The organism is Paenibacillus sp. NPDC056722, from assembly GCF_042790635.1.
In the GTDB taxonomy this organism is placed as follows: Bacteria; Bacillota; Bacilli; order Paenibacillales; family Paenibacillaceae; genus Paenibacillus_AQ; species Paenibacillus_AQ agri.
This window is the reverse complement of sequence record NZ_JBHTYV010000002.1, coordinates 724,021-744,983: the sequence shown is the minus strand read 5'-3', so window position 1 is coordinate 744,983 and position 20,963 is coordinate 724,021. Positions and strand designations below refer to the sequence as shown.

Annotated in this window: 20 protein-coding genes; 13 read left to right on the top strand and 7 right to left on the bottom strand. The window is 48.1% G+C overall.

The genetic code is table 11. The annotated features are described in order from the left end of the window. Positions 1-132 precede the first annotated feature (132 nt). Complete coding sequence (locus ACFRAM_RS07645) at positions 133-1,011, top strand: cation diffusion facilitator family transporter (RefSeq protein ID WP_379465539.1); 879 nt, start codon at positions 133-135, stop codon at positions 1,009-1,011. 938 nt (positions 1,012-1,949) lie between these two features. Then, positions 1,950-2,231 (top strand): hypothetical protein, encoded by a 282-nt coding sequence (locus ACFRAM_RS07640; RefSeq protein WP_379465334.1) that lies wholly within the window; start codon positions 1,950-1,952, stop codon positions 2,229-2,231. Between the two features lie 116 nt (positions 2,232-2,347). On the opposite strand, the gene ACFRAM_RS07635 is transcribed toward ACFRAM_RS07640, so the two are convergent. Next, positions 2,348-3,703 (bottom strand): dipeptidase, encoded by a 1,356-nt coding sequence (locus ACFRAM_RS07635; RefSeq protein WP_379465333.1) that lies wholly within the window; start codon positions 3,701-3,703, stop codon positions 2,348-2,350. Positions 3,704-4,036: 333 nt separating this feature from the next. Here ACFRAM_RS07635 and ACFRAM_RS07630 point away from each other — a divergent pair, with 333 nt between their 5' ends. The 3 genes from ACFRAM_RS07630 (at position 4,037) to ACFRAM_RS07620 (ending at position 6,009) form a co-directional block, all read left to right on the top strand. Beyond that, complete coding sequence (locus tag ACFRAM_RS07630; RefSeq protein ID WP_379465332.1) at positions 4,037-4,990, top strand: TRM11 family SAM-dependent methyltransferase; 954 nt, start codon at positions 4,037-4,039, stop codon at positions 4,988-4,990. Between the two features lie 42 nt (positions 4,991-5,032). Next, complete coding sequence (locus ACFRAM_RS07625; protein WP_379465330.1) at positions 5,033-5,650, top strand: NUDIX hydrolase; 618 nt, start codon at positions 5,033-5,035, stop codon at positions 5,648-5,650. A gap of 206 nt (positions 5,651-5,856) precedes the next feature. Beyond that, on the top strand, positions 5,857-6,009 hold the full coding sequence (locus ACFRAM_RS07620; RefSeq protein WP_175371189.1) for a hypothetical protein: 153 nt from the start codon (positions 5,857-5,859) through the stop codon (positions 6,007-6,009). Positions 6,010-6,102: 93 nt separating this feature from the next. Here ACFRAM_RS07620 and ACFRAM_RS07615 read toward each other — a convergent pair whose 3' ends face one another. From ACFRAM_RS07615 to ACFRAM_RS07605, 3 genes are all read right to left on the bottom strand, one after another. Continuing rightward, complete coding sequence (locus ACFRAM_RS07615) at positions 6,103-6,576, bottom strand: ASCH domain-containing protein (RefSeq protein ID WP_379465328.1); 474 nt, start codon at positions 6,574-6,576, stop codon at positions 6,103-6,105. A gap of 282 nt (positions 6,577-6,858) precedes the next feature. Continuing rightward, positions 6,859-8,835, bottom strand: coding sequence for a ribosomal protection-like ABC-F family protein (abc-f, locus tag ACFRAM_RS07610; protein ID WP_379465326.1), 1,977 nt, complete (start codon positions 8,833-8,835; stop codon positions 6,859-6,861). 94 nt (positions 8,836-8,929) lie between these two features. Continuing rightward, positions 8,930-9,094 carry a hypothetical protein gene (locus tag ACFRAM_RS07605; RefSeq protein ID WP_379465324.1) on the bottom strand — a complete coding sequence of 55 codons (165 nt, stop codon included), beginning with the start codon at positions 9,092-9,094 and terminating at the stop codon, positions 8,930-8,932. A gap of 179 nt (positions 9,095-9,273) precedes the next feature. Between ACFRAM_RS07605 and ACFRAM_RS07600 the strand changes: the two genes are divergently transcribed. The 3 genes from ACFRAM_RS07600 to ACFRAM_RS07590 all read left to right on the top strand — a co-directional run bounded on the left by ACFRAM_RS07600 (position 9,274) and on the right by ACFRAM_RS07590 (position 12,403). Then, positions 9,274-9,651: a PH domain-containing protein gene (locus ACFRAM_RS07600; protein WP_066373304.1), complete on the top strand. Its 378-nt coding sequence runs from the start codon at positions 9,274-9,276 to the stop codon at positions 9,649-9,651. A gap of 216 nt (positions 9,652-9,867) precedes the next feature. Then, entirely contained in the window at positions 9,868-11,685 is a 1,818-nt protein-coding gene (locus ACFRAM_RS07595) for an adenine deaminase (RefSeq protein ID WP_379465322.1), read from the top strand. Positions 11,686-11,950: 265 nt separating this feature from the next. Further along, positions 11,951-12,403 (top strand): IDEAL domain-containing protein, encoded by a 453-nt coding sequence (locus ACFRAM_RS07590; protein ID WP_175371184.1) that lies wholly within the window; start codon positions 11,951-11,953, stop codon positions 12,401-12,403. A gap of 55 nt (positions 12,404-12,458) precedes the next feature. On the opposite strand, the gene hemH is transcribed toward ACFRAM_RS07590, so the two are convergent. Then, the gene (gene hemH / locus ACFRAM_RS07585; RefSeq protein WP_379465320.1) at positions 12,459-13,508 is read right to left on the bottom strand and encodes a ferrochelatase; all 1,050 of its coding nucleotides are present in this window, start codon (positions 13,506-13,508) and stop codon (positions 12,459-12,461) included. A gap of 457 nt (positions 13,509-13,965) precedes the next feature. On the opposite strand from hemH, the gene ACFRAM_RS07580 reads away from it, so the two are divergent. Continuing rightward, the gene (locus tag ACFRAM_RS07580; protein WP_379465318.1) at positions 13,966-16,338 is read left to right on the top strand and encodes an FMN-binding protein; all 2,373 of its coding nucleotides are present in this window, start codon (positions 13,966-13,968) and stop codon (positions 16,336-16,338) included. 269 nt (positions 16,339-16,607) lie between these two features. Beyond that, on the top strand, positions 16,608-17,564 hold the full coding sequence (locus ACFRAM_RS07575) for a 3'-5' exoribonuclease YhaM family protein (protein ID WP_379465316.1): 957 nt from the start codon (positions 16,608-16,610) through the stop codon (positions 17,562-17,564). Positions 17,565-17,634: 70 nt separating this feature from the next. Here the strand turns inward: ACFRAM_RS07575 and ACFRAM_RS07570 are convergent, their stop codons facing one another. Beyond that, positions 17,635-18,288 carry a 3'-5' exonuclease gene (locus tag ACFRAM_RS07570; RefSeq protein ID WP_379465314.1) on the bottom strand — a complete coding sequence of 218 codons (654 nt, stop codon included), beginning with the start codon at positions 18,286-18,288 and terminating at the stop codon, positions 17,635-17,637. A 205-nt stretch (positions 18,289-18,493) separates the two neighbouring features. On the opposite strand from ACFRAM_RS07570, the gene ACFRAM_RS07565 reads away from it, so the two are divergent. Together ACFRAM_RS07565 and ACFRAM_RS07560 are read left to right on the top strand one after the other, a co-directional pair. Then, positions 18,494-18,700, top strand: coding sequence for a helix-turn-helix transcriptional regulator (locus ACFRAM_RS07565; protein ID WP_379465312.1), 207 nt, complete (start codon positions 18,494-18,496; stop codon positions 18,698-18,700). Continuing rightward, a complete protein-coding gene (locus ACFRAM_RS07560; protein ID WP_379465310.1) occupies positions 18,700-19,023 on the top strand; it encodes a hypothetical protein in 324 nt (107 codons plus the stop codon). The genes ACFRAM_RS07565 and ACFRAM_RS07560 overlap by 1 nt, the downstream gene beginning before the upstream one ends. Positions 19,024-19,246: 223 nt before the next feature. Here the strand turns inward: ACFRAM_RS07560 and ACFRAM_RS07555 are convergent, their stop codons facing one another. Further along, positions 19,247-19,792: a GNAT family N-acetyltransferase gene (locus ACFRAM_RS07555; RefSeq protein WP_379465308.1), complete on the bottom strand. Its 546-nt coding sequence runs from the start codon at positions 19,790-19,792 to the stop codon at positions 19,247-19,249. 265 nt (positions 19,793-20,057) lie between these two features. Here ACFRAM_RS07555 and ACFRAM_RS07550 point away from each other — a divergent pair, with 265 nt between their 5' ends. Next, complete coding sequence (locus tag ACFRAM_RS07550; RefSeq protein WP_379465307.1) at positions 20,058-20,951, top strand: LysR substrate-binding domain-containing protein; 894 nt, start codon at positions 20,058-20,060, stop codon at positions 20,949-20,951. Positions 20,952-20,963: the final 12 nt, after the last annotated feature.

Genomic DNA, 20,963 nt, shown 5'->3' with positions numbered 1-20,963 from the left:
TAATTTCTTTCCCATTGGAAAAACTTTAAATTAGGGCATACTTCATTGTGGTTTCACAACAAGGTTTCTCTAGACCCACTCGCTATTTGTCTGTTAAGTTTTACTTAATCCTGGAAAAAGGTTGTGAAGCTCTTGAATGGTTCGAAGACGGCTTTCCTATCTGTGCTTAGCAACACATTCATTGTTTCGTTAAAACTTGTTGTCGGAATAGTTACAGGTTCTGTGGCCATTATTTCAGAAGCGATCCATTCCGCGCTGGATTTGGTTGCTTCGTTGATTGCTTTTATTTCGGTGCGGATTTCGGCGCGTTCTGCGGATAAAGGCCACCCTTATGGCCACGGTAAAGTAGAGAATATCTCAGGCACAGTTGAAACGTTACTTATTTTTGTAGCTGGGATCTGGATTATTTATGAGTGTGTGCATAAAATAATGAACCCGACGGAAATCGCATTTCCCTTCTTGGGAATCCTTGTTATGGTTGTTGGGGGTGGCGTCAACTTTGTGGTTTCTCTGAAGGTTAAGAAGAAAGCTGAAGAACTTCATTCTGTGGCGATGAAATCAAATGCGCTGCATCTGCTTACCGATGTTTTCACATCTTTGGGCGTTGCATTCAGTTTATTATTGGTTACCCTCACGGGATGGACGATACTGGATCCGGTAATCGGGATTGTTTTGGCCCTGTACATTATGAGAGAAGCCTTCAAGCTGCTCAAGGAATCATTTCCTCCTTTGATTGATGCGCGATTAGCTGAGGAAGAGGAGAATGAAATTATGCGTCTCATTGAATCCTTCCAAGAGAGATATATTGAGTTTCATGATTTTCGCACCCGCAGATCGGGTCCGGAAGAGTATGTGGATTTCCACCTGGTCATCCCTTCCACGATGGATGTTGAAACTGCGCATCAGCTATGCGACGAAATTGAACAAACCATTAAAGCAACATTCGTACGTGCCCAGGTGATGATTCACATTGAACCAGAGCATGAAAGGTTGGCCGGCCAACCACTTTAATTTAGAGACAGCTTCCAGTTTAAACGCTGAGACAATACCGTCTTAAGCTCTACCGCCTGTTCATAATGACTGGTCCATCTGACGAATAACGTGCTCTATAAGACAAACGTAAGAACTGAACATAAGAACCGAATGTAAGAACGAATGTAAGAACGAACGTAAGAACCAAACGTAAGAACCGAACGTAAGAACCAAACGTAAGGCTCAGTCGTCACTACTGCGGAATGTTTGGATTTCCGGCTGCTGTTGTCTCCAGATTTCTTTCTATTTGTACATCTATTTGCAGTTGAAGTTTGGAGACAGCCCATCTTCCGCTGCGGGCTTTCCTTCGGACAGCTTTTAGGCGTTCGCTACCGCTCCTACAGTTCCCAATTTCCCCCTTTGTTCCTTCTCGCTTTTTGTTACTTTTTTTGTTCGGCTTATATAGTAGTTAAGAAAATAGAGCTTATATAAGAAGTATCGAATTAATTAACGGCATTTTTGTACCTTAAATCCTCTGCAGCCAAGGATTAGTGTAGATTAAGTGCAATTTTGTACCTTAAATCTTACAGAATCCCCGTCTAGCGTACATTTTTGAAAAATAAGATACAATAATGCCCTTACTTACCTCATTTGCCTATATTGGAGAAAAATAAGGTGCAAAAATGCCGTTAGTTGGAGAGGTTGCTGCTCTTTTTAACTTAAGATGACTGGTGAAGGGAAATATATCGCCTCTAACACTTGAAATTTGTCGACAGTCTATGTTCCGGTGCTAGCTCCTATGGAAAGCTTTCAGGTGAGCGTTTTGCGACCGCAGCTCCAAACGTCCCCCTTGCTCCGAATGGATTGAACGGGGAAATAGTAGTGTTTAGTATTTACACATTGTTCCAAAAACGCTAAAATAGAGTCTTGAATGATGTGTCCCTTCCAATTAAAGGAATGAATCTAGGAGATATACGATGAAAAACAAATATTTAACCTTACTGATAGCCCTACTTACCCTAATTTTGGTCTTCGGACAACCTGGTTACATTGATGCGCAGAATGGTAACGTAATTGATAGTGAAACCAGAGATAGACTGACAGAACAATATGGGCTCGAACAGCCAGAAATTTCACATAGTAGTGGAATTGATATTGGCATAAGTGATCCTGTCCCATTCTTCATTACCATATCTAAAATTGCTGTGAATCCATATGCTTATATGGTCCAAAAGCTGATACATCATTGGGTTTACTGAGGGGATAAGCTCCCGAAGTACATATGATTCTGAAGTACATATGATCATTCACTTCGTTATCGCAAAAAAAAGCCCGGCCTCTTTTAATGGGAGGTCGGGCTTTAACGTTATTGTCCTTATACTGTTTTCAAAAACTCAACAATGGTCAGCAGACCTTTATCGAAGTTCTCCAGGTTGAAATGCTCATCTGGTGCATGCAGGTTCTCGTCGTCAAGGCCAAAGCCCATCAATACCACCGGCGCTTCCAGTACGCGGGCGAAGCTCTCCATGATTGGAATGGAGCCGCCGTCTTTGGTGAACAGTGCACGGGTTCCGTACACTTTACCGTAGGCATCAGCTGCGGTTTGCAGAATCGGATGTGAAGGATCACTATTGAAGGCGCGTGCCTTCTCCATTTGCTTCACATGAACCTTCGCACCAGCTTGAATGTTAGCCTTCAGATGAGCCTCGATGACATCAAGTGCGTGCTGCGGATCTTGGTCACCTACGAGACGGCAAGTGATTTTGGCATGTGCCTCTTTAGGGATGACCGTCTTGCTGCCTTCGCCTTGGAAGCCGCCGTATACACCGTTCAGTTCAAGCGTAGGACGAGCACCAATCCGCTCTACGAAGCTATATCCTTCTTCGCCGTACAGCGAATCCAGTCCAAGTCCTTCTCTGATCTTGTTCTCGTCTACGCCCTGCTTGGCGAACTCTTCGCGAAGTAGCGGGGACAATTCCGGAACACCTTCGTAGAAGCCTTCAACCGCAACGCGGCCCTTATCGTCATGGAGGCTAGTCAGCAGCGATACGAGGGCATGCAGAGCATTCGGAACGCCACCACCGTACGAGCCGGAGTGCAGATCGGTCAGGGCAGTCGTTACAGTGACCTCCAGCGAGCAGAGACCGCGTAGTCCTGTGCAGATAGCCGGGCGGCCGCGCTCAAGCAGAGAGGTATCCGAGACAAGCACGGCATCTGCTGCGAGCTTTTCTTTGTTAGCTTCGAGGAATGGTGGGAGATGTGCACTGCCGATCTCTTCTTCGCCCTCGATGCAGAGTTTGATGTTGACCGGAAGGGTGCCTTCTTCCTTCAGGATGGCCTCGATTGCCTTGATGTGCAGGAAGACTTGACCTTTATCATCTGTTGCTCCACGGGCAAACAGCTTGCCATCGCGGATCTCCGGTTCAAAAGGCGGGGTCGTCCACAAGTTCAGCGGATCTACCGGCTGTACATCATAATGGCCGTAGACCAGGACGGTCGGTTTGCCCGGCGCATGAAGGTAATCGGCATATATGACAGGGTGTCCGGCAGTGGGATGAAGCTCAATGTTCTCCAGCCCGGCCCGTTTCAATGTATCGAGCAGCCAGTGTGCCGCCGCCAGAACATCATCCTTGTGCGCAGACAAGGCAGAGATGCTGGGAATGGTAAGCCACTGCTTTAACTCATCGAGATGTGCCTCCCGGTGAGTTTGAAAATAAGATTCGTATGACATAGTGATATGTACCTCCTTAAAATGTATGCCCGCACGACGGGCTTAAGGTCTAGCCAGAGGGTCAGTCAACCAAGAGTCTAGTCTTTACTACCGTTCTTAGAATGCGTGCTACAGGAAACATTATACTGGAGAACGCCAAAGTGAGCAAAAAGGATTGCAAAATGGAGCCCGCCAGCCCTTTTTTCCTTAATGCAGCGCCCCTTGACGGTTCTCTCCCAATTATTGATTACTAAGCAGTAACCATGATAGACTGGGTTAACCTAATTGGCGAAGCGCTGTACAAGCTGCATGGAGGTAAGAGGAACGATTATATGAACAGAGGATGGGAATATTTTGCATAAAGAGGTTAAAACACCTGCATTTATCTATACTTACGCTAGCTCAGCGGATGAAGAGTCCTTGTGTGCGATGGAGCTGCGCTGCTTGTTTGGGCAGAACGTGGGTCCGTCTATTTTTGCCAGTGATATTGAAGTGGACGTCAGCCGCAGCCCTTTTGTTAAGGAACGGATTGATGTTATGTATGCGGGCGACAGCTTGCCTGAGATCTATGAACAAACGGAACAGGTGCAGGTAGGGGAGAAGACGTTTAAAGTTATTTTCGTCAAGACCAACGATCTGACAGCTGAGAATAAAATCGAATATGATGAGCGCAGAGGAATTGAGCGGGAAATCGGTTTGCGCATTGAAGGCGAAGCGGATGTGAACTCTCCGCAGTTGGTATACGGCATTGTCACTTTGGGCGGACGCTGGTACTTCGGGCCGTACCATAAGAATAACGCGGATTGGTTCCGTCATATGAAAAAACCCCGCAGCTACTCCATTGCGCTCAGCACACGCGTGGCCCGGGCAGCGATTAACATGGGGATTCCAGACCCGCAGGGCATTAAGGCGATTGATCCTTGCTGCGGAATTGGTACGGTTATGGTTGAGGCCTTATCTATGGGTATCGATATTGTCGGCCGGGATATCAATCCGATGATTGCCACTGGAGCCAGAACGAACATTGCTCATTTTGGATATAACAGTGAAGTTACTCTGGGGGATATCGCTGATATTCAGGACCACTATGACGTTGCATTCATAGACATGCCTTATAATCTGTATTCCAGCATTACACCGGAAGAACAATTCTCCATTCTAACGAATGCTCGGCGGATTGCAGACCGTGCCGTGATTGTGGCGATTGAGGCCATGGATGAGATGATTACCGATGCGGGATTCACGATCAAGGACCGTTGTATTGCTAAAAAGGCGGGCTTTTCCCGTCACATCATGCTCTGCCAATAGACTGTACCCTGCGGAAGAATCCAAGGAGAAGAGGGATTATTCATGGAACAGAAATGGTTATCCTGGGCTAAAGAGATCCAGGCGATTGCTCAAACAGGTCTGGCTTATGCTAAAGATGTGTATGACATTGAGCGTTATCAGGCCCTCCGTGAGCTGAGTGTGGATATTCTGGCCCAATATTCTTTTGAGAGCAAGGAGAAGATCAGACTGGCTTTCGCAGGAGATGAAGGCTATTGCACGCCCAAAGTGGATATTCGGGGTGTAGTGTTCCGCGAGGACAAGATTTTGCTCGTTCGTGAGAAGCTGGATGGCAAATGGGCGCTACCCGGCGGCTGGGCTGATATTGGGCTTTCCCCGAGTGAGGTCGTCGTCAAGGAAATTGCTGAAGAAGCTGGCTTTCAGACTGAAGCCGTCCGCTTACTGGCCGTACTGGATAAAAAGTTTCATCAGCATCCTCCGGAACCTTACCATATCTACAAGCTGTTCATCCTCTGCCGAATTACCGGCGGTGAGGCTGCCGTAGGAGTGGAGACCAGTGGGGTCGCTTTCTTCGGGGTAGACGAGTTGCCAGAGCTTTCGGAAGAACGGAATACGAAGACTCAACTGCAGACTATGTTTGAATATTTGCAAAATCCCGACAAGGCAGTCATTTTGGACTAGGAGTCATGCATATAATGTATGACTTCCCGGTGTATAGACGTTTCGAATACCGGAGAGAATGGTTAATATCCATTATGTAAGCACTTACAATTTAAAAAACCGCTGAGCCTTTATATCTAAAAAAAGACTAAAATTTTTACTTTTTGGGCCAGGCGGTCTACATTTTTTCCTCTGCTGTGACGATAGATATTTTAGGAGGGGATCGCATGGAACAAGAAGAATTGAGACTTCCGTTGCAACAGGAGGGTGTGAAACGTCCTGCGGAAGGCAATATTGCTACCGGGCTGTTATGGGGCCTTCTAATCAGCATCCCGCTATGGATTTCGGTCTTTGGCTGGATTATGGGCATTTGGCGTTAGAACCAGCACAAAGTACACACTTATTCTATAACTTTAGCCGCATATAACAAAGGCTGCGCTCTTCGGTCCGAAGAGGCAGCCTTTTTGGTATTTTTAGAGGGTGTGGGATGGTGAGTAGACAACTTCAAAATTCTCACACAGGACCATTATCCCGGTGTCAAACGCTACATTCCAGAAGTTGGCCTCCCGAGAGAAGAAATCCTCATGGACAGCACGCCAATAGTCCAATGTCCGGTCGCCTTCCCCCTCGGTATAGGCAAATTCGGCACTAACCTCGTTAAACGGTAGAACGTCCACCTTCGTGGTTAGAATCACCGCCTTCGGCTGACCTAGCCCGTTCAGGAGAATGGCTTGGTCTCCAACGCGAGGAGGTGTTCCCCCTTCAAGCTCATACATTGCATAGTTAGAGGATGTTCCTGTCTTGATTCCCCGCAGCACGAGGTCCAGAAGCTCGTCGGCCATTTCCGGGCTATCGCCAAAGGCCCATGCTTCATAGTAATGGCTCACTCCGGGATGAAGCTGGAGATATTCTTTCCAAAACTGCTCGATCTGTTCTGTGTTATTCATAGTATTCACTCCAGTGTTTTTTAGAGGGAGCCTTCCGTGTGCCAAAAGATGAGGGGAAGACGACTCTTCTCGCAGTCGTCTTTTTATCGCATCTTATCGCATCGAAACGTATCGCATCGAATTGAATCGTACCATATCGTCCTCTTATCATATCTTATTGTATCTATCGTATATCGCATCCAATAACGCTCTGCTTCAACGTTTGGGTTCAGCATCTTTACTTCACGTTAAATACACAGTGTGCTCCGCGGCTTGTGTCAGATTGCAATCAGAGCTGCTGTGTTACTCAACAGCACCTTCAGCGGCTTCCATCCAGGCAGAGTAGAGCTCATCCAGCTTCTCCTGCGCAGCATCCCGTTCCTGCTGGAGTTCTGTGAGCGCAGTCGCATCGTTGCCGATTAGCGGGTCCATCATCCGGGCATCGATGTCTCCGAGTACCTGTTCCGCAGCAGCGATGTCCTGTTCCCAGGCGGCTTGAGAACGAGCAGGGCGAGAAGTGACATTATTGGATGAGGAACGGGTAGTATCCTTGGATGCTGATCCAGTACTATTTCGCTGTGACGAGCCAGCAGCATTCTTGCCTGTTGCCGTAAGGTCTTGCTGCGACACACCAGTAGAGGCTGCTAGTTCAGCCTGCTTCTCTTTATAGTATTCATAGTTCCCCTGGAAGACATGGAACCGGCCGTTTTCAATGCACCACAGCTTGCGGAAGCAGCGGTTAATGAAGTAACGGTCATGGGAGACGGCCAATACGGTTCCCGGGAATTCCTCTAGCGCTTCTTCCAGCGCTTCACGGGAATCGATATCAAGATGGTTAGTGGGCTCATCGAGAATCAGCAGATTCGGACGGCGGTGCATCAGCACCGCGAACCGCAGCCTAGTCCATTCGCCGCCAGACAGGTTCGCAATGTCTTTGAACACATCGCTTCCGTAGAAAAGGAAGCGGGCAAGCTGCCCGCGGGCTTCGCCTTCCTCGAGTCCTGCTTCTTCCCGGAAATACCGGAGTACGGATTGTCCCCCGTCACCAGGAACGGCCTCCTGGGCGAGGTAACCGACAGCCGCCCGGGAACCCAGAGTACAGCTGCCGCTGTCCGGAGTTTCTTCCCCGAGAACCATTCGCAGCAGCGTGCTTTTCCCTGCGCCATTGCCGCCAATGAGGGCTGTTGTTTCGCCGTATCGCAGGACTTCACTGGCTTCCTTGAACAGCAGGCGTTCGCCGTAAGACTTGGCAACCCGGTCCAAGATGAGCGCCTGATTCCCGGAGCGGTCATTCTGCTCCAGCTGCAAATCCATGGTTTTGCGCTCCAGAATCGGGCGCTTCACCTTGACCATCCGATCGAGAGCTTTCTGCATGGAGGCAGCGCGGCGGTGGAAGCCTGGGTTCGGTGGATTGGAACGGTTACCCCATTCAATCAGGCGTTTGATGCTCTCCTGCATTTGTTTGATTTTCTTTTGCTGCTCCTGGTAATCCGCAAACTGCTGAAGCAGGCGTGTTTCTTTTTCTTTTTGATAGTCACTGTAATTTGTGTGATAGGTGATGGCTTCACCATCTTCAATCTCGATCACCTTCTTCACCAGCGCATCCAGGAAGTAACGGTCATGGGAAATCGCGAGAATGGTGCCATCATAGTCCTGCAAGAATTGCTCCAACCATTCGATGGCCGCCATGTCCAAATGGTTGGTTGGCTCATCGAGCAGCAGCACATCAGGACGACGCAGGAGCAGCTCAGCCAGGCCGACCTTGGTTTTCTCCCCTCCAGAGAGGGAGGTGAAGAGACGGTCGTACTGCTCAGGTTGAATGCCTAGCCCGGCAGACACGCGCTGAATGTTGGATTCGATCTCATAGCCGCCAGCATTTTCGAACTTGTCCTGAAGGCTGCCGTATTCCCGAAGTAGCCGGTTCCAATGTGCTTCATCGGTTTCTGCGTTCAAGAGAGACATCTCTTGCTCCAGTTCCCGCAAGCGATGCTGCCATTGCAGCGTCTCGGCAAAGCTGCGCTGAAGGATGTCATACACGGTGTCATTTTCCTGAAAATCTTGAATCTGCGAGAGCATGCCGACGATGCTGCCTTTACGGATTGAGATTTGCCCTTGATCCGGGCGTTCTCCGCCACTGAGAAGGTGGAAGAGCGTGGTTTTGCCACAGCCATTGCGGCCGATGAGGCCGATTTTCTCGCCTTGGCGAATTTCAAAGGTAACGCTATTTAGCACGAGCTCAGCGCCGTGGTATTTTTGGACATTTTGACATTGAATAATCATGGGTATTCTCCTTTTAGAACACCCTTCATCCGCCGTTACACCAATACAAAAAGACCGCAGGGAAATATCCCCGCGGTCTTGTCATCTCCGATAATTATATCCGTTCGGGTGATGGCAGGAAGGGCATTTCGCAATTGTGTAGTGTTATTGAGTTCTTGAAAATGGACAGACTTCTCCCGTTGTTGGCATTTTCATTAACGATGCCAGCCATTGCCAAAGGCAGCCGGCTAATAACACTGTTGGTCCAATTGCGATCCATCCTACCACACCTCCTTTTTTTGCAAATTTACATTAATAGTAATCAATTCGTCTGAAATAAGCAAGCCTAAAATTGCATATTCCTGGTTATTACCTCGAATGATTGCCGAAAATTCTAATAATATGAGTATATGACGGAAGGCGGTCGTCAAATTACAGGACAGAAATGGGGAAGGGCCAATGGCACTTTTTGACGGAATATTGGGCAATGCTTCACAGGTGGATCTGGCGGCAGTGCGCAAGGAATACGGTCAGATTCTGATCCTTGATGAAAAGATTGAGCGAGCCTACAAGCTGGTACGGGATATGTTTATTTTTACAGATAAACGGCTAATTCTGGTGGATAAGCAAGGGATGACCGGGAAGAAAACGGAGTATCATTCTGTCCCTTACAAAAGCATCTCCCATTACTCCGTTGAGACGGCGGGACATCTGGATCTGGATGCCGAGCTATGCCTCTACATTTCCAGCAGCACAATTCCTATTAAGAAGACGTTCAACAAAAACGTTAATATTTATGAGGTGCAGTCGGTCCTGTCGCAGTATATTTTGAAGTAGTTTTATGAGTGCTTGACGTACTGATAGGAACGTAAGATAATCGTTGGAACAAACCTGCTACTGTAGCAGGGAATAATCGGCGATGTACAATTTAACAAAACGTCTGCACCAGCGGCAAAACGGCTCTTGTCCCTTTCGGGATGAGATAGCCGTTTTTCTTAGAATACGGGCAGATCAGTTACGGGTACGCTGATAAATAACGAGGAGGAGATCACCATGACTTTTGAGAGAAAACCTTTGGCAGATTGTGTACCGGAGCTTGTGGCAACAGCCCGTGGTGACCGGCCGGCTACGCTGGTGATTACTGGCGGCAAGCTGGTGAATGTGATCTCCGGCGAAATTTTGGATGGGATGTCTGTAGGGATTCAGGGTGGACGTATCGCTTATGTGGGCAAGGATGTCTCGCATTTGATTGGCGAAGACACACAGGTCATTGATGCGAATGGAAAATATATTGCTCCTGGACTGCTTGATGGTCACTGCCATATTGAGAGCACGCAGCTAACTGCGACGGAATTTGCCCGCGCGGTGCTGCCGCTCGGGACTACCGGTGGCTTCTTTGATGCCCATGAGATTGCCAATGTTTTCGGGCTCAAAGGCATCAAGCTGATGCTGGATGAATTGCGCGGGACGCCGCTGGCAGGGTATATGCAGGTAGCATCTTGCGTGCCGGCAGCGGGACCGGAGTTTGAGACCACTGGTGCGGCAATTGGACCGGAGGAAGTAGCAGAAGCTTTTACCTGGGGCGAGGATGTAATTGCACTGGGCGAGGTCATGAATTTCCCGGGCGTTGTCTATGGTGACGAGAAAATGCTGGGCGAAATCCAGGCTACGCTGCGGGCTGGCCGGCAGGTGGACGGGCACTTTACTTGGCCGTCCAGTGACTGGAGACTTCCGGTCTATGCGGCAGCAGGTGTCACGGGAGACCACGAGTGCGTGACAGCAGAGGATGTTATTGAGCGCGTCCGGCTCGGTATGTATGCCAAGCTGCGCCGCGGTTCCGCCTGGCATGATGTGGCGAAGACGATCACAGCTCACACGGAGCATGGGATTGATCCTCGCCGGATCATGCTCGTGACCGATGACCGCAGCTCGGAATCCCTGCGTGATGAGGGGCATATGGATTTTGTGGTGCGTCATGCTATCGCTCAGGGTGTGAAGCCGGTGACGGCTTTCCAAATGGCGACGATCAACACGGCGGAGCGCTTTGGTGTGGCCCGGGATATCGGCTCCATAACGCCGGGTTCCTGTGCCGATATCATTTTGCTTGATGGCAATCTGGCAGATGTTAATGTTGTGCTAACTATCGCAGCAGGTGTCGTAGTGGCTGAGAATGGCGTAATGACAGCTCAGCTGCCTGCCTTCACCTATCCGGCGGAAGTAAGGGCTTCGGTCCACTTGGCGCAGCGCCCGACTGCTGATGATTTTATCATCACAGCTCCACTAGCATCGGGTACATTGTCCACACGGGTTATCAAGGTTCGGGAAAACCATGTAGAGACCATCGAGCGCATTCTTACCCTGCCCGTCGAGGATGGTAAGCTGCAAGTGGGTCAAGGCGACGGACTGTGTAAAATTGCTGTTCTGGAACGCCACAAAGGGACAGGCAATAAATCGGTCGGAGTTGTGGAAGGAATCGGATTCCATGAACCAGCGGCCATCGCCATGACCGTGGCCCATGACAGCCACAATGTTCTGGTTATCGGGAATGATGACGAGCTCATGGCACGTGCCGCGAATGCAGTCGCTGATGCACAAGGGGGAGTAGCGGTAATCACAGCTTCAGGAGAAACCTTGTTACCGCTGGCAATCGCTGGACTGATGTCCGCCGAGCCGTTCGAGATCGCTGCCGCCCAGTCAGCGGCCATCAGTACTGCGCTCTATAACGCGGGCTGTACGTTGAATTATGCTTTTATGACCTTGTCGCTGCTTGCGCTGGCAGTGATTCCGACCCTCCGCATTTCTGATAAGGGCCTGGTGCGGATTTCTCCGGAAGACGGTATACAACTGGTGCCATTGTTTGTACAAGATTAAATAGAAACAGTTGCTCCGTTAATAGAGTGATGATTCAGATATAACCGAAAAAGAGCTGCCATTTAGGGTGTTTTGTCCTACTGTGGCAGCTCTTTCTATTTTTACTAATAAGTTTGGCTGTGTCTGCTCATAAAAAGGATATATATTAAACAAATATAACAAAATTGAATCATTTTCTTTGTAAAAATAGTATAAAATCATTAACTATATAGATTGAACAAAAGATAGTAACGATATTTATTGAAAGAGAAGGGGTGCATCAGAGATGATCAGATTAGGAACGCAGGACATTGTGGATATTGCCATGAAGCAAATTGCCGGTATTTTCAAAATGGAGCCGCTCGAGCTGAGATTTGTCAATGATTTTCAAGGGGAGAAATATCTTCTGACCAATGACAAGCTGCACCTTAGCAACAAGCAATATTGGGCGAAGGTGATGGAATGTGTCTTCGAAGACCAAGTCAGACCTGTTCTGATGTGCGAAGTGCTATATTTTCTCCGTAATGAATTCCTGGAAAGTGAGATCCAGCTGAACTTTTCCTACGATTTTGCTGAAGGGGTGGAAGGGGAGGCCGAAGCCTCCGCAGAGATCTGCTTCAACGATTCACCTGAGCTTACACGGAGTGAAATTGCCGAGTTGATTGACGTGGCTTTGTCTATGCAAGATAAACAGTGGTTTGATGAATTAACTGACAAATACAAGCAACTGAGCGTCTAAGTAAGACGTCCAGTCCATAGAGCCGTTACCGGCAGTACAAGCCGTCCTTTCGGGATCAGAGATGATCTGCGGTAGGGCGGCTTGTGTGCGTTATCCAGCCCTGGGCGTTCTGCTCCACCTGATGGGTCAGAAAGGACAGCCATTCCTCCTCGGTATTTAAGCAAGGAAAAGTTGTGAAGTTCTCCTCTTGCCCGCCGCCTGCTACAAATAACTCACGTCCTTCTATAGCAAGCTCATGCAGGGTTTCCAGACAATCGGTCACGAGGCCTGGTGAGAAAATAGCCGGTCTTCGTATTCCCCGTCCCGCCAATTCGCCAAGTACATCTGCTGTTGCTGGTCCAACCCACTCTTCCCGTCCGAACCGGGATTGAAAAGTAAGCTGCCATTCTGCTGCTTCCCAACCCATGGCCTCAGCTAGCAGCCTTGCCGTCTCCTTGCACTGTTCCGGGTATGGATCGCCGGTGTCGGCATACCGCTTCGGGATACCGTGAAAGGTCAGGACATAATAATCGGGTTTGTCCGTCATCCCCTCCAATTGACGATTGAGATGATCCTTCATGGCTGCGATGTAACCAGGTTCATCGTAATAAGCCTCCATGAACCGGAGGGCGGGTACAAATCGCTTCGATGCCGGACCACGCGCGCTGCGTCGTCCAAGTATAGCAAAGGCGGCTGCATCATACACGGAGGCGGTGGTCGTCGAAGAATACTGCGGGAATAAAGGAACGATAATGATCCGTGTCGCTCCCGATTTTTCCAGTTTGTGTACAGCCTGCTCCATACTTGGTTCACTGTAGGCGAGGCCTAGCTCGACCTGATAACGATTGCCCAGCAGTTGTTGCAGTCTAGACTGCTGCGTTAGGGAATGGGTGAGCAGCGGCGAGCCGTCGACTCCCCAAATCTGCCGGTATAGCTCCGCTGAGCGGCGGGGTCGGGTTCGCAGAATAATTCCGCGCAGCAGAGGCTGCCAGAGCAGTGGGGAATAGTCGATAATCCGGCGGTCGGACAGAAAACGCCGCAGGTAAGGACGAACTGCTGTGGCACTAGGTTCGGATGGTGTTCCAATTTGAGCAAGAATGACCCCGATGGGTGGTTGCTTGTTCACAGGGTCGATCAACTCCCTTCGTCGTGGCATCCAGTTAAAATAGCATACCTGACACGGATTGCACAATTAGTGTAATCACTGCAATTTACAGCAAGAAGAAAATGTAAGATATGAGAGGGAAAGAACTATAAATAGTAAATAACTAGAAAATAGTGATGTTTATTATAGGGGCTGTGATTTTATATACAGAGAACAAGGAGAGGAGTCTGATAACATCAAGCCAGAAATTGCCGCTGAGAGGCTTTTATCCAAACATGTGAATTAATTCACCTTTGTACTAATAGACATTTTTTGTGGGCGGCGGATAATGCGATTCGAATACTGGAGAGGGGGGATGGACTCTTATGGAGTTGGAGAAGCACGGGGTTCTTCATAAGAAAGCAATGAAAGCGCTATGATCAAATTTATTTATAAAAGAGCTACATACTACTGGGGATTTGGTAAAGGAGAATACAGATTGAAAAAACAAAAGTTTATATCATTGACTGTCAGTGCGGCACTACTGTTGTCGCCATTCGCTTACACACTTCATGTTCCGACACTGAACCTGAAAGTGGACGCGGTGTCTGCAGCTTCGGAGGAAGCACCAGCGGCGCCCGCCAAGCCTGCGGCAACGCCTAAAGCGGAGCCAACGGCCAAACCAACCGCCAAGCCAACGCCAAAACCAACGGTTAAGCCTACACCTAAACCAACGGAGAAACCGGCAGCAACACCGCAGCCTACTGTAAAGCCAGAAGCTACTGTTAAACCTGTGGCAACTGCCAAACCGGTCGTGACAACCCCGGCCAAACCTGAGGCAACGACCAAACCTGCGGCAACTCTTGTTCCGGCAGCAACCGCCAAACCAGTTGCTACCCCTGCTCCGACAGCAACTGCTAAACCAGTTGCTACCCCTGCTCCGACAGCAACTGCTAAACCAGTGGCAACACCGCAGCCTGTGACTGTTCAAGAGAACGTTTATGAAGACGGGATCTACGTGGCATATGGTAACGCCTACTCCAAAGGTACAGAAGGGGTCAAAGTTGCCATCAAGGACGGCAAGATTACCGATATTGAGCTGATGAGAACCAGTCCGAGCTTGATTGACCGTGATGCTCGCTACAATTACAGCGGCGTATGGCAGGCTTATAAGCTAATGCATGAAAGACTGCTCGGCAAAACAAGAGACCAAGCCGCGGCTGTGGATGCCGTATCTGGTGCAACGCGGACCAGTGATGGCTGGAAATTGTCCGTGGACAGAGCCTTTGAACGTGCACTTAAGGTGAAGCCGGACGATGCAATATATTTTACCGGCGAACATATGGGGATTGATCCCGAAAGAAAATACGCCGTATTCTCCACTTATGATGAGAACAAACTGGCAGCAGTGAAGGTATATCCGCTGAACAGTGCTGGCGATATTGTGGAAGAGAAAGCTTTTACACCGGAACAAACAGCCACTGTAGCAGCGATTACGCCTGCACTGCTGGGTAGCGGAACAGCCGCCAAGCCTGTTGCCGGATTGGAAGGTGATTTCAAGGCTGCAGTCAATGCTTTCTGGGATGCTGAGCAAAATGCCAAGATTAATAATTCTTCTGCTTATATCGACGGATTCTATTCTTCTTACGGAACAGCGAGAACTGTCGGTGTAGAAAGAGCGGATGTCATCATTCGTAATGGCAAGCTGGTAGATGTGAAGCTATACAGACTTGGTTCCAATCTGATTGACAGAGGCAATACCGCTTATGCTGACGTCGTTAAAGCCAACGCTCCAATGACAGCAAAGTTCCTGGCAAACGGGTCTTATATCAGTAATTACGATGAGAAGGTTGACGGGGTCTCCGGAGCTACTGAGAGCAGCCATGGCTGGAATCAGGCTATTGAAAGAGCCTTCGAGAAAGCGCTAAAAGATAAGGGCGAAGAGAAATATTTTGACGGCAAATTTGCTGGTGTAGATAACGGGTCCAAGCTTCTCCTATTGGTTGATCTTGCAGGAGATAAGGTAACCGGCGTGAAACTGAGTCTGTTCGGTGCTGACAAAAAGCTGATCGCCGATGACAAATTAACTGCTGAGCAGAAATCTGTTGTAGACCGTCTGACAGCGGACCTGCTGGTTAAAGGCGTTCAACTGGCAGACATCGCAGGCCAGGAAGAGTTATCGGGAGCTGCAAGGGCTGCACTGACCGATGCGCTGTATAATGCGTCCAAAGAACAAGGCGCATATAAAGATGGTAAGTTCACCGCTTACGGCGATGCGTATGATAAAGGCTCCAATAGAGCTGATGTTACGCTGCGTAACGGAAAAATCGTAGATATCGCTCTTTATCGTGTAGGGATGAATCTTGTAGATAGAGGAGCTGCCGCTTACCCTGAGGTAGTCAAGGCTATTCCTCAATTGACTGAGAAGTTCCTGGCAGCAGGCACCAGAGAAGGTGTGCAAGATGTGGATGCTATCTCTGGCGCAACCAGCAGCAGTACAGCACTGAAGGCTGCGGTGGACAGAGCTTATGGTAAAGCGGAGGTTGTAGAGAAGGAAAAGGCTGCTTATTTCGATGGGATCTTTATCGGCGTAAGCAACGACAAACTTGTGAATGTGATGGTAACTACCAAATACGGCATTCCTGTAAAAATGATGGTTTACTATCTCGATAATAACGGCAATACCCGAAAAGAAGCTCAATTGACCGAAGCCGAAAGAGCAGTAAAGGCTGAGATTGAGGGCGGGTCGACCCCGGGACTGCATAAGTACGGATACCGTGCGGCAGTGTTCGGTAAGAATGACGCTGAGAAGGAAATATCCGCCAAGGCGATAGAAGCCATCAAATCAGCACTTGAAGCAGCGGGTAAATAAGGCTTAGTTGATTGTTATTTTGCAGCAAGGGGTTGTCTCAGGTCAGTAATGCGGCCTGGGCAGCCCTTTTTGGTTTATATATTGCAGATTCACTTACAGTTGCACACACCAATGGGACCCTGAATTTGGCTGTATCCTGAGGTCTTTAACTTTTGGACAAATTTGCAGGCAGACGGTAATATAATAGTTTTAAAGGGTTTCAGGAGGTGAGTGTCTAACAGTATTATATACAGCAGGCCCCAGGCTTGTTATTAATGGGAGGCTTCAACATGACACTTATTAAACAACTGGCTCCACAGGATGAATTTGTCGGCTATTATATCTTGCGGGAGCTGGCAGTCAAACAAACAAACGGTACTCCTCCAAAGGATTATTTTGATATTATTCTCGGCGATTCCAGCGGGCAGCTGACCGCGAAGTACTGGGATGTTAGCGTGACGGACAAAGAAACTTTTTTCCCAATGTCGCTGGTGAAGATTCGGGGGATTGCCCATACTTACCGTGAGAAGCTACAGGTTAAGATTACGAAGATCCGACTGGTTAATGAAGCCGACGGCATAGCGCTGACAGATTTTATCCGCTCTGCGCCGATCCGGCCCGTAGATCTGATTCATACAATCAAGAATGCGATGAATAGTATTGCCGATCCAGATATCGCTGCCATTGTATCCTTTTGTGTTGGCAAGGTGGAAGAGAAACTTATGCATTATCCGGCGGCCAAAACGCATCACCATGCCTATTTCGCCGGGCTTGCTTATCATATGGTCCGTATGCTGGAGATTGGTGACTTTCTCTGCAAGCAGCGTCCGTTCCTGAACCCGGATTTGCTCAAAGCCGGCATCATTCTTCATGATATCGCGAAGCCGGAGGAAATGATCTCGCAGCTCGGGATCGTATCGGATTACAGTGTTCAGGGTAAGTTGATCGGCCACATTTCCATGGCTTCCAACTGGATTACAGAGGCGGCGATCCGCACAGGTCTGGACTTGGAATCAGAAAAGGTGATGGCGCTACAGCATCTAGTCTTGTCGCACCATAATTTGGGTGAATGGGGAAGTCCTGTTCAACCGCAAACGGCCGAAGCGGTGGCCCTGCATCATATTGATGCGATGGATGCCAAATTGCAAATGGTAGAAGATGCGCTGGATACGACGCCTGAGACGGAGGAATGGACACCATTCATTCGAGGGCTGGAGAACAAAGCGGTTTACCGGTTGAAAATTTGATAAGAAAGAACCCCCGACGAATGTTTAGGGGTTCTTTTTTTTAGATGATATATGGAACTATAGAAAAACTTTATATAAAAGAATTGATCGAAGCTGCCGATCTGCCAACACTGTCCTTCTTACGCGCACTTTTCTTCGGCTTCTTAGGAGCGGAGAAGGGCGTGTACCCGCCGGGATACATCGTTCCGCTTGCATAACCTTGCGCGCCGGCCAGAAGCAACGGATCATGCTGCTCCTCCCGTTCCATCAGCTTGAGCAGGATCGAAGCTGCCGCGCGGGCATCATCAAGAGCATCATGGTGCTTGAGCGGAATGCCAAAATGCTCTGAGATCACATTCAGCTTATGGGAGGGCAGATCACTCAGCATTTTTTTACCCAGTACATAGGTACAAAGATATTGAAACACCGGATAATCGAGATAAGCGCCGTCAAGGCAATACCGCAGAACGCTCATGTCAAAAGAAGCGTTATGCGCTACTATAATCTGTCCTTGCAGCAGTGGTTCCAGCGTAGGCCATAGCTCGGAAAAAGTAGGCTGCCCGGCTACCATAGACGGGGTAATGCCGTGAATGGCGATGTTCCAGCCATCGAACCGCTGCTGCGGATCAATGAGCCAGGAGTGCTCTGCTGTAATGAGGCCGCCGCGAACCTCTACAAGTCCTAGTGCGCAGGCACTGGATCGGCTGGCATTGGCCGTTTCAAAATCGATTGCTGTAAAATCCATGGGTAAAGCCCCTTTTCTATTATGTAGACTCTCCTGCACGAAGTGCCTGCATGTCATAGATTCAATTTTGCCAGAAAAGGCGGGCCGTTTCAAATGCTATCCTTCAATAACCTGATAGTTTGTTTCCAATACTTGACAAAATGTAACCACTTAATTACAATGTAAATGTAATCAGATAGTTACATTAAGTAAAGGGTGAATTACATTGATTGAAAATCGTATTAAAATTTTGCGAGCTGTACAGAATTGGACGCAAGCTGATTTGGCTGAACTTCTTGGGGTGTCGCGACAGGCAATTATATCCATCGAGAAATATAAATATACACCCTCCCTGGAGCTAGCTTTCAAAATTGCAAAAGCATTTAATGTATCTGTTGATGAAGTATTTACATTAAAGGAGGATGTTAAATAATGTTTAGTCAAACAGTGATGCTAGTTTTGGTGATCGCATTGGGTATAGGACTTTTTGGTAATGTATTTTACCAGCTTGGTAAAAGTATAAAATATAAAAATGATGAACGCTGGCAATTGATTCAGATTAAAGCGAACAAAGTGATATATTGGTACCAAGGTTTAATTACAACAGTACTTGCTATTATATTGGTTGTAGATCTATTCAATCCTTTTCAAGTTAGTTTAAGTGTTTCGAACGTAGTGTTAGGTGCATTTATGTTACTGTTTCTACAATATACAGTTGAATTAATTTCCTTGATGTACCTTGATAAATCGTTGTAACAGCAGGAACCGATCCATCACCATGTCATCTACCTAATACAAGGATTAGTTATGGAAGTGCAAATACAAAAAATGAGCAGTTTATATAATCAAAAAGGGTATTCCATAAAGCCTTGAATGGCTTAGGAGTACCCTTTTGTGTATGTGACACAGTGTTTAATGACGCTCAGAAAAAATGCTCCCTGGCAGGATAGTTTCTGATTACTGGGTCTAAAGGTGTGGCTTAAGAGACGGCATTCTGTTGGAATTGCAGCTGATCGAAATCCAGGCGGAAGCCCTTAACGAGATGATCGCCGTTGTCAATATCTGTCTCATAGGCTCGCTGGAAGCCCAGCTTTTCATACAGCTGAATCGCCGACGCCATCATATCGGAGGTGTGCAGATTTAGGGTGCTTGCTCCAAGTTCAAGGCTGCGTCGTATCGATTCCTGAATGAGCAGGGTAGCAATTCCCCGTCCCCGGGCATTGGGGGAAACCGCGAGCAGGCGAATAATGGGGGATTCGATCCCCAGCTCAGGCTTGCCGTAAGCTGCCTCTGAGGAGAGGAACAACTGCACACTGCCTACAATCTGCCCATCTATTTCGGCAATGATCCGTGCTTTAGGTCGGTCGCCGTAGGCGGATTCCCGGATGGAGTTGCTATATTCTTTCCAGGATAGTTCCGGCATAACAGTTGCATATTGGCTGTAAGCCTCCAGCATCAATTCGGCGATAGCCTCACGATCTTGCGCTGTGGCTTCACGAATACTCACTTCATGTATATGACCCATACGGTGCCTCCTTTGTTTGGCTATATTCTTTTTGTAAAAATGATTATAATACTAAATCCCGATAGATATAAGTGGCATTTAACAATTTTGATTAATAAATTGAAAATTTCAATTTGAAATGAAAGACAAAACGAAAATCCGTTGACAAAAAAATGAGGGATGACTAAGATAGATACAAAATCTCTATAGGTCGTTGCGGTCTTAATTCATTGTTAATCCATTGGAATAATTGAAATTATCGCAAAACGTGAATGGGGGAGCTCAAGTGAACATCGAAAATATTGAAGCCTTTGTCTATATCAATCATTATGGCAGTTTTAACAAGGCAGCGGATGTCCTTTTTATCTCTCAGCCTACGGTTACGGCTCGAATTCAGTCTCTGGAACGGGAGCTTGATAGCAGATTGTTCGACCGGCTGGGCAAAGTGATTCATCTTACGGATAAAGGCAGACAGTTCCTTCCGTACGCACAGCAAATTCTGCAAACCTATCAGAAGGGTAAGCATCAGCTTCAATCGAAAGGCAGAATTCCCAACGAGCTGCGCATTGGTAGTACCGTATCGGTGGCTAATTATTTATTGCCACGTCTACTGCCTCATCTCAAAGAGTGCTATCCACATATGAACTTTAAACTGACCACAGCCTCCACCGAGCATCTGATTGAGAAGCTGAAGTCGAAAGATATTGATCTTGCTTTTATCCGTAAAGTTGTGAATCCGGCTTTTCAAGCTTATCCGTTCTGCGATGATCCGATCTCTCTCTATGTTCATGAAGGTCATCGTTTGGCTGGTGCAGGGCGGGCTTCGATACAGGATATCCGCAATGAGCCGCTGGTATTTTTCGAGTGCGGGTCCCTGGATTGGCTACGGCTGCACCGAGTCTTTGAGAGTCTGGAACAGCCGCCGAACATTTTGTATCAAGTAGATAATCTGGAGACGGCGAAGAAGCTGGTGATCAAGAAAGCGGGAATTTGCTTCTTGCCAGCTCTCAGTACAGAGGAGGAAGTGGCTGCTGGAAAGCTGATTCCCGTGCAAATTGCTGAGACGGCAGGTATATCCCTGCGTACCAGCCTCATCACCCTGAATGGTGAGAACGCCGAATTCATTGCCACATTGCTAGAAGAGGGTGCGGTAAGCCCAAAGAATCAACTAATTGTATAAATGAATAGAAAA

Excerpts from the sequence above, each read along its gene's own strand:
- ACFRAM_RS07600 (WP_066373304.1), top strand. The coding sequence starts at position 9,274 with ATGGCACTTTTTGACGGAATATTGGGCAATGCTTCACAGGTGGATCTG.
- ACFRAM_RS07640 (WP_379465334.1), top strand. The coding sequence starts at position 1,950 with ATGAAAAACAAATATTTAACCTTACTGATAGCCCTACTTACCCTAATT.
- ACFRAM_RS07625 (WP_379465330.1), top strand. The coding sequence starts at position 5,033 with ATGGAACAGAAATGGTTATCCTGGGCTAAAGAGATCCAGGCGATTGCT.
- ACFRAM_RS07570 (WP_379465314.1), bottom strand. The coding sequence starts at position 18,288 with ATGGATTTTACAGCAATCGATTTTGAAACGGCCAATGCCAGCCGATCC.
- ACFRAM_RS07635 (WP_379465333.1), bottom strand. The coding sequence starts at position 3,703 with ATGTCATACGAATCTTATTTTCAAACTCACCGGGAGGCACATCTCGAT.
- abc-f (WP_379465326.1), bottom strand. The coding sequence starts at position 8,835 with ATGATTATTCAATGTCAAAATGTCCAAAAATACCACGGCGCTGAGCTC.
- ACFRAM_RS07560 (WP_379465310.1), top strand. The coding sequence starts at position 18,700 with ATGTTTAGTCAAACAGTGATGCTAGTTTTGGTGATCGCATTGGGTATA.
- ACFRAM_RS07605 (WP_379465324.1), bottom strand. The coding sequence starts at position 9,094 with ATGGATCGCAATTGGACCAACAGTGTTATTAGCCGGCTGCCTTTGGCA.
- ACFRAM_RS07555 (WP_379465308.1), bottom strand. The coding sequence starts at position 19,792 with ATGGGTCATATACATGAAGTGAGTATTCGTGAAGCCACAGCGCAAGAT.
- ACFRAM_RS07590 (WP_175371184.1), top strand. The coding sequence starts at position 11,951 with ATGATCAGATTAGGAACGCAGGACATTGTGGATATTGCCATGAAGCAA.
- ACFRAM_RS07575 (WP_379465316.1), top strand. The coding sequence starts at position 16,608 with ATGACACTTATTAAACAACTGGCTCCACAGGATGAATTTGTCGGCTAT.
- ACFRAM_RS07595 (WP_379465322.1), top strand. The coding sequence starts at position 9,868 with ATGACTTTTGAGAGAAAACCTTTGGCAGATTGTGTACCGGAGCTTGTG.
- ACFRAM_RS07620 (WP_175371189.1), top strand. The coding sequence starts at position 5,857 with ATGGAACAAGAAGAATTGAGACTTCCGTTGCAACAGGAGGGTGTGAAA.
- ACFRAM_RS07615 (WP_379465328.1), bottom strand. The coding sequence starts at position 6,576 with ATGAATAACACAGAACAGATCGAGCAGTTTTGGAAAGAATATCTCCAG.